Annotated in this window: 14 protein-coding genes; 7 read left to right on the top strand and 7 right to left on the bottom strand. The window is 75.4% G+C overall.

All coding sequences use genetic code 11. The features are described 5' to 3' along the window. Positions 1 to 91: 91 nt before the first annotated feature. Entirely contained in the window at positions 92 to 682 is a 591-nt protein-coding gene (locus tag AB0H81_RS16010) for a BadF/BadG/BcrA/BcrD ATPase family protein (RefSeq protein WP_358374770.1), read from the top strand. 70 nt (positions 683 to 752) lie between these two features. On the opposite strand, the gene AB0H81_RS16005 is transcribed toward AB0H81_RS16010, so the two are convergent. The 3 genes from AB0H81_RS16005 to AB0H81_RS15995 all read right to left on the bottom strand — a co-directional run bounded on the left by AB0H81_RS16005 (position 753) and on the right by AB0H81_RS15995 (position 3,955). Next, complete coding sequence (locus AB0H81_RS16005; RefSeq protein WP_358374767.1) at positions 753 to 1,346, bottom strand: TetR/AcrR family transcriptional regulator; 594 nt, start codon at positions 1,344 to 1,346, stop codon at positions 753 to 755. Positions 1,347 to 1,550: 204 nt separating this feature from the next. Beyond that, the gene (locus tag AB0H81_RS16000; RefSeq protein WP_358374764.1) at positions 1,551 to 2,786 is read right to left on the bottom strand and encodes an MFS transporter; all 1,236 of its coding nucleotides are present in this window, start codon (positions 2,784 to 2,786) and stop codon (positions 1,551 to 1,553) included. A gap of 65 nt (positions 2,787 to 2,851) precedes the next feature. After that, positions 2,852 to 3,955, bottom strand: coding sequence for a methyltransferase domain-containing protein (locus tag AB0H81_RS15995; RefSeq protein ID WP_358374761.1), 1,104 nt, complete (start codon positions 3,953 to 3,955; stop codon positions 2,852 to 2,854). A 214-nt stretch (positions 3,956 to 4,169) separates the two neighbouring features. On the opposite strand from AB0H81_RS15995, the gene AB0H81_RS15990 reads away from it, so the two are divergent. Continuing rightward, positions 4,170 to 5,621 (top strand): hypothetical protein, encoded by a 1,452-nt coding sequence (locus AB0H81_RS15990; protein WP_358374758.1) that lies wholly within the window; start codon positions 4,170 to 4,172, stop codon positions 5,619 to 5,621. A 12-nt stretch (positions 5,622 to 5,633) separates the two neighbouring features. On the opposite strand, the gene AB0H81_RS15985 is transcribed toward AB0H81_RS15990, so the two are convergent. Then, the gene (locus AB0H81_RS15985) at positions 5,634 to 6,443 is read right to left on the bottom strand and encodes a TetR/AcrR family transcriptional regulator C-terminal domain-containing protein (RefSeq protein WP_358374755.1); all 810 of its coding nucleotides are present in this window, start codon (positions 6,441 to 6,443) and stop codon (positions 5,634 to 5,636) included. Between the two features lie 102 nt (positions 6,444 to 6,545). Beyond that, on the bottom strand, positions 6,546 to 7,145 hold the full coding sequence (locus AB0H81_RS15980) for a TetR/AcrR family transcriptional regulator (RefSeq protein WP_358374752.1): 600 nt from the start codon (positions 7,143 to 7,145) through the stop codon (positions 6,546 to 6,548). Between the two features lie 83 nt (positions 7,146 to 7,228). Here AB0H81_RS15980 and AB0H81_RS15975 point away from each other — a divergent pair, with 83 nt between their 5' ends. Then, entirely contained in the window at positions 7,229 to 8,074 is an 846-nt protein-coding gene (locus tag AB0H81_RS15975) for an alpha/beta fold hydrolase (RefSeq protein WP_358374750.1), read from the top strand. A gap of 106 nt (positions 8,075 to 8,180) precedes the next feature. Here AB0H81_RS15975 and AB0H81_RS15970 read toward each other — a convergent pair whose 3' ends face one another. Continuing rightward, complete coding sequence (locus AB0H81_RS15970) at positions 8,181 to 8,693, bottom strand: MarR family transcriptional regulator (RefSeq protein ID WP_358374748.1); 513 nt, start codon at positions 8,691 to 8,693, stop codon at positions 8,181 to 8,183. Positions 8,694 to 8,752: 59 nt separating this feature from the next. Here AB0H81_RS15970 and AB0H81_RS15965 point away from each other — a divergent pair, with 59 nt between their 5' ends. The 3 genes from AB0H81_RS15965 (at position 8,753) to AB0H81_RS15955 (ending at position 9,887) form a co-directional block, all read left to right on the top strand. Next, positions 8,753 to 9,292, top strand: coding sequence for a GNAT family N-acetyltransferase (locus AB0H81_RS15965; RefSeq protein ID WP_358374745.1), 540 nt, complete (start codon positions 8,753 to 8,755; stop codon positions 9,290 to 9,292). A gap of 180 nt (positions 9,293 to 9,472) precedes the next feature. Next, a complete protein-coding gene (locus tag AB0H81_RS15960; RefSeq protein ID WP_358374743.1) occupies positions 9,473 to 9,724 on the top strand; it encodes a hypothetical protein in 252 nt (83 codons plus the stop codon). Between the two features lie 31 nt (positions 9,725 to 9,755). Then, on the top strand, positions 9,756 to 9,887 hold the full coding sequence (locus AB0H81_RS15955; protein WP_358374740.1) for a hypothetical protein: 132 nt from the start codon (positions 9,756 to 9,758) through the stop codon (positions 9,885 to 9,887). A 36-nt stretch (positions 9,888 to 9,923) separates the two neighbouring features. On the opposite strand, the gene AB0H81_RS15950 is transcribed toward AB0H81_RS15955, so the two are convergent. Next, complete coding sequence (locus AB0H81_RS15950) at positions 9,924 to 10,376, bottom strand: MarR family winged helix-turn-helix transcriptional regulator (RefSeq protein WP_358374738.1); 453 nt, start codon at positions 10,374 to 10,376, stop codon at positions 9,924 to 9,926. Positions 10,377 to 10,471: 95 nt separating this feature from the next. On the opposite strand from AB0H81_RS15950, the gene AB0H81_RS15945 reads away from it, so the two are divergent. Then, the gene (locus AB0H81_RS15945; protein ID WP_358374735.1) at positions 10,472 to 11,398 is read left to right on the top strand and encodes an NADP-dependent oxidoreductase; all 927 of its coding nucleotides are present in this window, start codon (positions 10,472 to 10,474) and stop codon (positions 11,396 to 11,398) included. The last annotated feature ends 7 nt before the right edge of the window (positions 11,399 to 11,405 follow it).

Here is an 11,405-nt window from a genome sequence, read left to right as displayed (position 1 = left end):
TATAAAGGACAATATGCCCGAGTCTCTGCGATCGGCGCCACTCCGGGGCCTCTTATCCGGGTCCGACGAACCGGGGGTTACCCTGCGGCCTATGCTCGCCGGGACGGGGGCGGCGGCCGCCCGCTTCTCCGATCGCGCGGTGGCGGCCGTCGCCGACGGGCTCGGGTGGCTGCTCGGCGACGAGGGCGGAGGGTTCTGGATCGGCCGGGCCGGGGTGCGCGCGGCCGTTCACGCGCTCGATCGCGGCCTGCCGTACGGGCCGCTGGTGGAGCTGGTCAGCGCGCACTTCGGCGTGACGGGCGAGCCGCGGCGGCGCGCCGACCGCATCGTGCGGCTGGCACAGGCCGACCGGATGCTGGTGGCGGCCGCGTCGCCGCTCGTGACCGAGGCGGCGGCGGCCGGGGACGGGCCCGCGACGGAGATCGCCGACGAGGCCGCGCGGCGGCTGGCGGCGACGGCGGGCCGGGTGCTCGGCGATGGGCCGATCGTGCTGGCCGGTGGCGTGCTGGCCGCGGACGGTCCCGTGCGCACCGCGGTCACGACGCTGCTCGGCGGACACGAGGTGGTCACCGCGCGGGACGGCGCGGGCGGGGCGAGCTGGCTCGCCGCGCTCGACCAGCTGGGCGACCTCGGCACGCACGCACGTTTCACGGCGGGAGACCGGGCGGCCGCACCACGGTGACGCGAACGTGCGGTTCCGCCCTGCCGAAGCGAGGGGCGCGGCCAGGTCCCGCGTCCAGGTCCGGCGGGGATCAGGGCGCGGCCGGTTCGCCGGGCCGGCTCCCGGCGTCCCCCTTCGCCTGCTCGCGTTCGGCCGCGTCCAGGACGAGGCGGGCGGTGGCGGCGAGCGCGGCGGGGCCGGAGGGGCGCCCCAGGACGAGCGCCTGGTGGAAGAGCGGCCCGAGGGCGGCGTCCAGCAGGCGGGCGGTGAGCCGCTCGTCCGCCGGGCGGCCCGTGTGACGGGCGAGCAGGGCGCCCAGTCCCGCCAGGTCGCGTTCGCGCTGCTCGCGCAGGAACCCGTCGCGCAGCTTGGCGGCGGTCTCCGGGTCGAGCTGGGCGTGCCCGATCAGCGAGAGCAGCACCTGACCGGCCGGTTCCTGGAGGAACGCCGCCACGCGGCCGAGCTGGTCCCTCAGCTCCTCCTCCGGTGACGCCGGGGGAGAGCCGGGACGCCAGGCGAGCGGCTCCTCGGCGTCGGCGGCGAGCGTGTCGAGCAGGATGTCGACCTTGGACTTCCACCAGCGGTAGATCGTCTGCTTGGCCACCCCGGCGCGGGCGGCGATGCCCTCCATGGTCACGCCGGAGAAGCCGCGCTCGACCAGCAGGTCGTCGGCCGCGTTGAGCACGGCCAGCCGGATGCTCTCGCTGCGCTTCGGCCCCGTGCGGCTGACGACGGCCCCCGGGGCCCGGGCGGTCCCGGTGTCATGGCCGGCGCTGGTGGCTCGTTCTTCCGTGCTGATGGCCGCTCGTCCTTCCGCGTGTGCGCGTCGTCTTCGCCGTGCGGCCCGCGGGCCGCACGGGGCAGCCCGATTGTGGCACGGCCGCCGGTGTCAGGCGCGCCGGGACGCCCCGCGGCTCCCGAGGAGGCTCAGCAGGACCGCCAGCGCCAGCACGGCGACCACGGCGCTGAAGATCTCCCCGGCCGGGCGCAGGCCCGTCAGCCGGATCATCACGCCCACCCCCACGGCGGGCACGGCCAGCATCGAGTACAGGATCACGAAGAACGTCGACACCGACGCCCCCCGATGGTCCGGCGCGGCGCGCGTGGTGATGACGGTGACGCCGTACCCCAGGGCCATGCCGGTGGCCAGCCCGTTCACGGCGGCCCCGGCCAGCAGCGCCGGCAGCGACACGGCGGCCATGGCCAGGGCGATCAGCCCGGCGCCGGCGACCAGCCCTCCGCAGGCGAGCACGAGCGCCCGGCCAGGCCGTACGACCCGGTTGAGGAGCTGCCCGGCGGCCGTGCACATGAACGCCGTGAACACCACCACCCCCGTCAGCGTGTGGCTCGGCAGCCGCAGCACCCCGGTCAGGAACACGCCGGTCACCGCGGTCAGCACGCCCAGCACCGCGAACCCCGCCCCGGCGGCCATCGCCGAGCGCAGGAAGTCGCCGCGGATCTCGGCCGGCACGTGCGGGCGCTGCAGGCGCAGGGACGGGCGCGAGCGGTTCGGGGCGGTCTCCGGCACGGACGCGACGCCGACCAGCCCGACCAGCGCCAGCGCGCCGATGACCGCCCACGGCGTGCGCAGCGGCGCCGGCGCCAGGTCGGCCAGGATCCCGGCCAGCAGCGTGCCGCCGGCCAGGCCGCCCATGTTGGCGAACAGCACGACCGTGGCCGGGCGGACCCGCCCGTCCGGCGGCATGGCCTCGGCCAGCGCGGCCGTGGCGGCGCCCGTCACGAGGGCCGCCGACAGTCCCGAGACGACCCGGGCGGCGAGCATGATCGTGACGTCGCCGGCCACGAGGAAGGCCGCGGCCGCGACGATCGCGAGCAGGGCGGCGGCCATGAGCACCGGCCGCCGGCCGATCTGGTCGGACAGCCGCCCGAACAGCAGCAGCCCGGCGACGACGCCGAAGGCGTACACGGCGAAGACGACGGTCACGGTGAACGGCCCGAAGCCGAAGGCGTGCCCGTACAGGGGATAGAGCGGGGTGGGCGCGGTCGTGCCGGCCATGGTGGCCCAGAACGTGAACGCCAGGATCGCGGGTGCGAGGACCCGGGCCCGCCGGGACGGCGGCGTGACCCGGGGGGCCTCCAGGCTCTGGCGCGGGGGACGGCGCATGGATGTTCCTTCCGAGAGTCCGGGATGACGCGCTAAAGACTAGACGCAACGTCGCGTCTAATCAATCAGGGATCCAGCCGGTACAGGCGGAAGAAGTCGTTGTCCACGGGCAGCACCGAGCAGCGGGCGAACCCGGCCTCCTCCGCGTACCGGCGGACCGTGCCCACGCGCATGACGGTGCCCGTGGCGGCGGAGGGGTACTCGACGAGCTGCGTGGGCAGGCAGTGCGTGACGCTCCAGCCGTACATCATCCGCTCGACCTTGTCGCCCGGCGCCACGAACCGGTCGGACACCCGCTCGTCCACCACCAGCACGGCCCCGCCGGGCGCGAGCGCGGCGCGGGCCGAGCGCAGCGCCTCCGCCGGCCGGGGCAGGTCGTGCAGCACCTCCAGGATCATCACCAGGTCGTACGGGCCCGCCGCGGCGAGCCGGCACGCGTCGGCCTGCTCCATCCGGACCCGGTCGCCCAGCCCGGCGCGCTCGGCCTCGGCGCGGGCGTCGGCGATGGACGAGGCGTCGGCGTCCAGCCCGTCCACGCAGGCGTTCGGGAACGCGCGGGCGATCGCGAGCGAGGACCAGCCCTGGCCGCACCCCACGTCGGCCACGCGCGGCCGGGGGGCGTCACGCAGGCGGGCGGCGATGTCCGGCATGGCGGCCAGCCAGGCGTCCGGCAGCTCGTGGACGAAGGCCGGCCGGTTGATGTGGCCCTGCCCGTGGCGGAACGCCCGCCCGTACGACTCGTACGGCACCCCCGCCCCCGTGCGGTACGCCTCGGCCACCTCGGCGATCACGCCCCCGATCCCGGCCAGCATGTGCGCGAACGGCGCCACGTGCGCGGGGTCGTCGGCGTCCACCAGCACGCGGGCGTGCGCGGCCGGCAGCCGGTAGCGCCGCTCGCCGGCCGGCTCCCCGGGGTCGGTGTCCACGAGACCGGCGACGGCCTGCTGCTCCAGCCACTCGCAGGCGTAGCGGGGCGCGATCCCGGCGCGCTCGGCCAGCCCGGCGGCGGTCAGCGGGCCCTCCTCGTGCAGGGCGCGGTAGAGGCCCAGCTCGGCGCCCAGGTAGACGGCGAACAGCTCGAGGGCGCCGAGCGTGTCGTCGGACAACCGCTCGGCCAGCCGCTCCGCGAGCTGCGCGTCCTCGGCCACGTGGATGCTGGAGGTGTCCATGGTGTCCCCCCGGTACGGCACGGAACGGCGCCGTCCCCCCACGACGCCGCGAGCCCCCTCCACCCACGCTAGACGGCGCCTCCCGGACCCGTCCGCGCCGCCTCCCCTCTCCGGGACGGCTCGTGGCATGCGTGGCGTCATGGGCGCGCATCCCTTGGGGCAAGTCCCGCCGCCGGGCCTGCGCGCGGAGCCCCGCGGGGGCTAGGAAAGGCCCATGAGAGCACGAGCGTGGGTGCGGGCCGATCCCTGGCGGGCGCTGCTGCTGCTGGTGGCCGCCGGTTACGGGATCGCCCAGCTGGTCGCGGTGGGGCCCGGCATGGGGCTGGGCTGGGACGAGGTCGTGTACGTCAGCCAGGTCGACCCCCGCGTGAACGCGACGGAGTTCATCGCGCCCCGCGCCCGCGGGATCACGCTGGTCGTCGCGCCGGTGGTGCTGGTGACCTCCTCCACGGAGGCCCTGCGGGTCTACCTCGGCGTGCTGTCGGCGCTGGCGCTGTACGCGTCGTTCGCCACCTGGCTGCGGGTGCGCCCGGGGGCCGTGGCACCGCTGGCGGCGCTGCTCTTCGCGTCGCTGTGGCTGGCGGTGTTCTACGGCGGCGGCGCCATGCCGAACCTGTGGGTGGCGCTGGGTTCGGTGGCCGCCACCGGGCTGTTCCTGCGCCGCGTGCGGGGCGACGGCGGGCGCGGCTGCCTGGCCGGCCTGGCGCTGTGCGTCGCGGGGGTGGCCCTGATGCGGCCTCCCGACAGCCTCTGGCTCGTCCTGCCGCTCGGCCTGGCCCTCGCCTGGCCGGGGTGGCGGCGGGGCCGGGTCGCGGTCGCGCTCGTCGCCGGGTGCGCCGCCGGATGGGCGGAGTGGATCGCTGAGGCGTACGCGCGCTTCGGCGGCCTGGCCGCGCGCTGGGAGGCCGCCGGGGCGGCGAACGAGACGGGGCTGCACTTCTCGCTGGCCGAGCACGCCCGGGCGCTGAACGGCCCGCTCCTCTGCCGGCCTCCCGCCCACTGCGGTCCCGCCGTGACGCCCTGGGTGCTGTGGTGGAGCGCCGTCCCGCTGCTCGTCCTGCTCGGCCTGTACGCGGCCCGGCGCCGTGGCCGCCTGCCCGAGGCCCTGGTGCCCGCCCTGGCGGGCGTGTCGGCGGCCGTGCCGTACGTCTTCCTCGTCGGGTACGCGGCTCCCCGTTTCCTGCTGCCCGCGTACGCCTTGCTGGCGTTCCCCGTCGCGCACGGCGCCCTCGCCCTGCTGGAGGGAGCCCGGCGCGGGCCGGCGCGCCGGGCCGGCGCCTGCCTGGTGGCCGCGGGTCTCCTCGCCCACCTCACCCTGCAGGGCGTCACGCTGGACAAGGTGGTCTCGCCCCGGCTGGCCCGGAGGGAGGCCGACGTGCGGGCCGCCCGGGCGCTGCAGGCCCTGGGCTTGCGCGGGCCGTGCCTGGTGTACGGGCAGAACGCGGTGCAGGTCGCGTACCGCGCGGGCTGCGTGGGGCACACGGTCCTGAACTGGCCGCGGCAGAGCGAGGACCCCGCGGCCGTGCGCGACGCCGCGGCCCGGGGCGAGCGGGTGGTCGCCGTGGCCCGGGGCCGCGCCGTGCCGGCGCCGTTCCTGCTGGCCTGGGAACGGCGGCCGCTGGAGGGCGTCCGGCCCGGACGGTGGTACGCGTACCTCCCGCGCTGAGCGCCGGGCGTGTCAGATGGTGCCGAGTCCGGTGAGGATGAGGGCGAGGCCGGTCTCGAACATCCTGCGGGCCTCCCGCTCCATGTAGGGCTCGCCCGGCGCGGGCTCCTCCACCGGACCCTCCGGCGGCGTGCTCTCCAGCCAGGCCACCGCGGGGAATCGCGCCGCGAAGTCCGGCGCCACCTCGGCCAGCAGGCCCGCCCGGTCGTGCCACCACCGTTCGTCCGTCACCCCGGTCGCGGCCTCGGCCTGCCGCGCCTCGGCGATCGTGCCCGCGGCCCCGCGGACGAACGCGAACAGGGTGCCCACCACGTGCCGCACCCGGCCGGGCGGGAGGCCGCCGCCGCGCAGCAGGCCGAGGAGCGTCTCCAGCATCGCGTACTCGTGCGGGCCGAGCACCGGCCGGGCCTGCGACACCTGCAGCATCCACGGGTGCCTCAGGTACAGCGCCCACAGGTCCCGCGCCCACGCGGTCACGGCCGCCCGCCGGCCCGCCGCGAGGTCGTAACCGTCCGGCAGTTCGGCCAGCGCCTGGTCGTACATGAGGTCGAGCAGCTCGCCCTTGCTCGGCACGTACGTGTAGAGGGCCATGGCGGTGCGCCCCAGCCGCTCGCCCACGGCGCGCATGGACAGCGCGGCCATCCCCTCGGCGTCGGCGACCTCGATCGCCGCGGCCACGATCGCGCCGACGCTCAGGCCCGGCTTGGGTCCCGGCCGGCCGCGCGTCTCCCCGCGTGTCCTCCCGTGCGAGCCCGCGCCGTCGGAGCGCCAGAGCAGCGCCATGGACCGCCGCGCGTCGCCCTGCCCGGCGAACACCACCACGCCGCCCACCTCACCCTTCGCCGACCCGAAGATCTCCGTACGGCATAAGGATATGGGTCGTCAGGGCCGGCCGGTGGCCCCGAGGGCGCCGCGCCGCCGGCGTCAGCCGCCCGAGGCGGGCGCGGCCGATGCCCGCAGGAGGGTGAGGGCCGCCTCCCGGGCCTGCCGGCCGGTGCCGGCCACGCCGTGCAGGTCGGCCACCACGGCGGCGCCCTCCATGAGCACGAGGATCTGCCGCGCCAGCACGTCCGGCTCGGCGGCGCCCGCGCGGGCGGCGATGCCGGACAGCAGCTCCAGGTGGCGGTCCATGTGGCGGGCCGCCGTCTCCCGGGCGGCGCCCTCGTGGTGCTGCACGGCGGCGTTCACGATCGCGCACCCGCGGAACCCCGGCTCGGCGTACCACCCGGCGAGCGCGTCGAAGATGGCGCCGAGCTGGTCCGCGGGCTCCGGCCCCGCCGCCGCGGCGGCCTCGCGCAGCCAGCGCGCCACCCGGTCGCTGCGGGCCTGCAGCGTCGCCCGCACCAGCCCCTCCTTGGAGCCGAAGTGACGGTACAGCGTCTCCTTCGACACGCCCGCCCGGGCGCAGAGCCCGACCACGCCCACCCCGTCGAGTCCCTCTTCGTACAGCACCTCGGTCGCCACCAGCAGGATCTGCTCGCGGGTGCGCGCCGGGTCCAGCGTGACGCCCTTGTCGACTGGCATGCCCTCGATGGTACCGATCGGTTCGATGTCCTGCTACCGTGCAACTTCGTACCGATCGGTTCGATCTCTTGGAGCGTACGCGCATGACGCCGGACCCCCTCGTCACCGACCCCGCCGCCGGCCTGCTGCCCCCGGCCACGACCCCGGCCGTCACCTTCACCAAAGGCGGCGAGACCCTCCTCGGCGTCCTGCACGTGCCCGCCGGGCCGGGACCGCACCCGGTCGTGCTGCTGCTGCACGGGTTCCCCGGCATGGAGCGCAACTTCGACGTGGCCCACGCGCTGCGCCGCGCCGGGTACGCGACGCTGGTGTTCCACTACCGCGGCTCGTGGGGGATGGGCGGGTCGTGGTCGTGGCGGCACGTGCTGGAGGACACCGCCGCCGCCGTCGCCGCCCTGCGCGGGCCCGGCCTGGCCGCGGCCCACCGGCTGGACCTGTCGCGGCTGGTGGTCGCCGGCCACAGCCTCGGCGGGTTCGCCGCGCTGATGACCGCCGCCGCCGACCCGGCGATCGCCGCCGTCGCCTCGTGGGCGGGGTTCGACTTCGGCGCGGTCGCCGCCGCCGTCCGCGAGGGCCGGGAGAAGCGGGCGACGTACGTGGAGGCGTTCGGCGAGGACCTGCTCCCGCTGCGCGGCACCGGCGGCGAGGCGCTGGTGGCCGAGATGGAGGCGGCGGGAGAGGAGTGGCGGCTCGCCCGGCTGGCCCCGCGGCTCGACGGGCGGCCGGTGCTGCTGATCGGCACCAGCCGCGACACGGTCACCCCGCACACGGTCCACCATGAGCCGCTCGCCGCCGCCTTCCGCGCCCGCCCGTCCGGCACGCTGGAGGAGCACCTCTTCCCCGCCGACCACGCCCTGTCGGACCATCGGGTGGCGCTCACCCGCGCCCTGCTGGGCTTCCTGGACCGGCACGTGGGCGCGACCGGCTGAGCGACGCCCGAGGGCACCTCAGCGGGACCGGCACGCCGGCGCGAGCGGCTGAGCTCCGCCCAGGGCGCCCCCCGGGGGGGCACAGGACCGGGGCTCGGGACGGGGCTCAGGAGCCGGCGAGCCCGCTCGCGAGCATGGAGCGCAGGATCCGGCCGAGCGTCTCGGTGTCGCCGGGGCCGAGGTGCGAGGCCAGCCGGGCCAGGTTGGCGGCGTGGTCGGTGAGCGTGGCGTCGATCACCCGCCGGCCCTCGGGGGTCAGCGTGACGCGGAAGCTGCGCCGGTCGGCCGGGTCGAGGCTCCGCTCGACCAGCTCGGCCGCCTCCAGGCGGTCCAGCCGGTTGGTCATGCCGGCCCGCGACATCATCAGCACCGCCGACAGCTCCGACGGGATCATCGTGTACGGCGGCCCGGACCGGCGCAGCGCCGCCAGCACGTCGAACTCGCCGGGACGCAGCCCGTGCCGGGTGAACACCTCGTCCACGGACGCCTCGACCACCCGCGCCGCCTGGGCGAGCCGCCCGAAGACGCCCATGGGCGACAGGTCGAGGTCGGGCCGCTCCCGCCGCCACTGCTCCAGGATCACGTCGATCGCGTCCCGCGCACCGTCCTCGTCACTCACGGTGCCCGATCCTAGTGCCCGATTCTGAGACGTTCCCGGGGCGGTCGTACGATCTTCGGATGAGCACCCCGAACGGCGCGGCCCCGGAGCTGCGCACCACCCGGTTGACCCTGCGCCGTCCCGCGGAGACCGACGTGGACGCGATCCTCGCGATCCACGCCGACCCCGCGACCTGCGCCCACAACCCGTCGGACGCGCTCACGGACCGCGCCGAGGCCGAGGCCCTCTACGGGCGATGGAACGACCAGTGGGAGCGCCACGGCTACGGTTACTGGACCGTCCGGGCCCGTTCGTCCGAAGGGGTGCTCGGCTTCTGCGGCGTCAAACCCATGGACCTGCACGGCAGGGACGTGCTCAACCTCTTCTACCGCTTCGCCGCCGAGGCATGGGGCCACGGCTACGCCACGGAGGCGGCGACGGCGGTCGCCGCGTGGGCGGCCCGACACGTGCCGGACCTGCCGCTCATCGCCCGCGTCCGCCCCGCCAACGCCGCCTCGCAGCGCGTGGCCGTCAAGGCCGGCCTGACCCGCGCCGAGCACCTCGACGGCCCCGGCTACGACGGCTTCGACTGGATCTACACGGCCGCGCCCACCGGCTGACGTCACGTCACAGGCGGGCCACGCGCCTGTGACGCCACCGCCGGCCCACAGCCTCGCCGCCCCGGCGCCGGCGGGTGGCCGATATCGGCCAACGGGCGCCTGAACCGCGGCGGCTTATTGCCGCCGGTTCGTCCGGGTGAAAACGTCGGCGCATCGACGGAGAGCGCCTAGGAGATCACCATGAGCGAAAACCCGTCCCACCCGGCCAACCCGCGGATGGAGCGGATGCAGCGCGTCCAGACGGCGATCGAGAAGACCAGGATGGCCTCGGCCAAGCTCTGGAACCCCTGGGAATCCGTGGTGGAGGACGGCGTCGAGATCAAGAAGATCAAAGTGGCGGCGGGCGGCGGCCAGGTGCCCGAGACGATCCCGCTGGGCCGGAGATTCGCCGACTACGGCGATCTCAAGCTGAGACTCCTCGCCAAATCGTGAGATCGCGCGGGACCGGCCGGGCCGGCAGGCCGTGCCCGACCTGATGCTCGTCACCACGTTGCGGGCCTGGTTCGACCACCCGCAGCGGCACGCGCCGGTCTGGTACCGCGTCAAGGACGATTCCGTTGTGGGCGCCGACGTCGTGACGCGACCCCGCAGGTGATCGCTGAGTTGATCACTCGAATCCGCCGCCGCAGGCTCAGGCTTCACCGGCTCCGGGTGCCTGCCTCCGGAGGCTGTGCGCCAGGTCGGTGAGGGTCGTGATGGCCTGGTCCACCGAGGTGCCGGTCAGCCCGGCGACGGTCTCCTCCGCGAGATCCCGCCACAGTTGCCGCAACCGCAGGATGACCTTCTGCCCGTCGTCGGTCACTCGTACGACGTTCGCACGCGCGTCCTGGACCGCGGGGATGCGGCTGACCAGCCCCGCCGCTTCGAGCTTGCGCACCATGAGGGTGATGCTGGGCGGTTCGCAACCCGCTCCGGCGGCCAGTTGCCGCTGAGTCTGCGGGCCGTTGGCGTGGAGCAGGAACAGCACGGCCTCATGTCCCGGGTGCAACCCCAGCTCCGCGAGCTTGGCGGCGGCTCGCGCCCGGTGTTGCAGGGCGATCATCCGGATCGCCCCGTTCAGCGCCTCGGCCCGTTCGAAGTCCACCAGACCACCTTGCGCCAGAGATCATTACGTGCATAATGATTACGCGCATAACGTTATTCGCATAATCATTTGTCGAGTCCACAAGGGAGATCACCATGCGGGTAGTGAGCTTCACCTCTTTCGGCGATCCTGGCGTGCTGACCGTCGCGGAGGCGCCCCTGCCTCAGCCCGAAGAAGGGCAGGTACGCATCCGCGTCGAAGCCGCGACCCTCAATCCGGCCGACGTCGCCGCCCGTTCTGGCGCTTTCGGCCCGATGCTGCCAGCCGGGCCCCGCTACGTCCCCGGCTGGGACGTGGCCGGCATGGTCGACGCCGTCGGACCGGCCACGTCCGGCTTCGAGCTGGGGGACCGGGTCGTCGGCATGTCCGACTGGCTGGCGACCAAGCGCGGCACGCACGCCGAGTTCGTCGTCCTGGACGCCGCCGCGATCGCGCCCGCCCCGGCCGGGATCCACCCCGCCGAAGCGGCGACGCTCCCCGTCAACGCCCTGACCGCCGACCAGGCGCTGGACCTGCTCGGCCTCGCCGAAGGCCAGACCTTGGCCGTCACCGGAGCCGCCGGCGCGGTGGGCGGCTACGCCGTCGAGCTGGCCCGCCATCGGGGTCTCGACGTCATCGGCATAGGTTCCGCCCAGGACGAGACCTTCATCAGCGGACTCGGAGCGGCCTTCCTTCCCCGCTCGGACGACCCGGTCCACGCCCTACGCGCGATCGCGCCCGAAGGCGTCGACGGGCTGCTGGACGCGGCGGTCATCGGCCCTCAGACGCTGGCCGCGGTCAGGGACGGTGGCGCGTTCGTGAGCATGATGCCGCCCGCCACGCCAGCGGCCGAGCGAGGCATCAGGGTCGAGACCGTCTTCGTGCGGAGCGACGGCGCGCGCCTCCGCGACCTGGTCGCCCTCGTCGAGCAGGGCCTGCTCACTCTCCGGCTTTCCCGGACCTTCGCCTTCGAGCAGGCGGCCGAGGCCCACGAACTGTTCGCCAAGGGCGGCATCCGCGGCCGCCTCATCCTGGTGCCCTGAGGCCGGC

The organism is Nonomuraea sp. NPDC050691 (genome assembly GCF_040654455.1).
GTDB lineage: Bacteria > Actinomycetota > Actinomycetes > Streptosporangiales > Streptosporangiaceae > Nonomuraea.
The sequence above is the reverse complement of the archived record's forward strand: the minus strand, read 5'-3'. Positions and strand labels throughout refer to the sequence as shown.

Bases quoted from the DNA above. Each gene is read 5' to 3' on its own strand.
- AB0H81_RS16010 (WP_358374770.1), top strand. From the start codon at position 92: ATGCTCGCCGGGACGGGGGCGGCGGCCGCCCGCTTCTCCGATCGCGCG.
- AB0H81_RS16000 (WP_358374764.1), bottom strand. From the start codon at position 2,786: ATGCGCCGTCCCCCGCGCCAGAGCCTGGAGGCCCCCCGGGTCACGCCG.
- AB0H81_RS15995 (WP_358374761.1), bottom strand. From the start codon at position 3,955: ATGGACACCTCCAGCATCCACGTGGCCGAGGACGCGCAGCTCGCGGAG.
- AB0H81_RS15990 (WP_358374758.1), top strand. From the start codon at position 4,170: ATGAGAGCACGAGCGTGGGTGCGGGCCGATCCCTGGCGGGCGCTGCTG.
- AB0H81_RS15980 (WP_358374752.1), bottom strand. From the start codon at position 7,145: ATGCCAGTCGACAAGGGCGTCACGCTGGACCCGGCGCGCACCCGCGAG.
- AB0H81_RS15975 (WP_358374750.1), top strand. From the start codon at position 7,229: ATGACGCCGGACCCCCTCGTCACCGACCCCGCCGCCGGCCTGCTGCCC.
- AB0H81_RS15965 (WP_358374745.1), top strand. From the start codon at position 8,753: ATGAGCACCCCGAACGGCGCGGCCCCGGAGCTGCGCACCACCCGGTTG.
- AB0H81_RS15960 (WP_358374743.1), top strand. From the start codon at position 9,473: ATGAGCGAAAACCCGTCCCACCCGGCCAACCCGCGGATGGAGCGGATG.
- AB0H81_RS15945 (WP_358374735.1), top strand. From the start codon at position 10,472: ATGCGGGTAGTGAGCTTCACCTCTTTCGGCGATCCTGGCGTGCTGACC.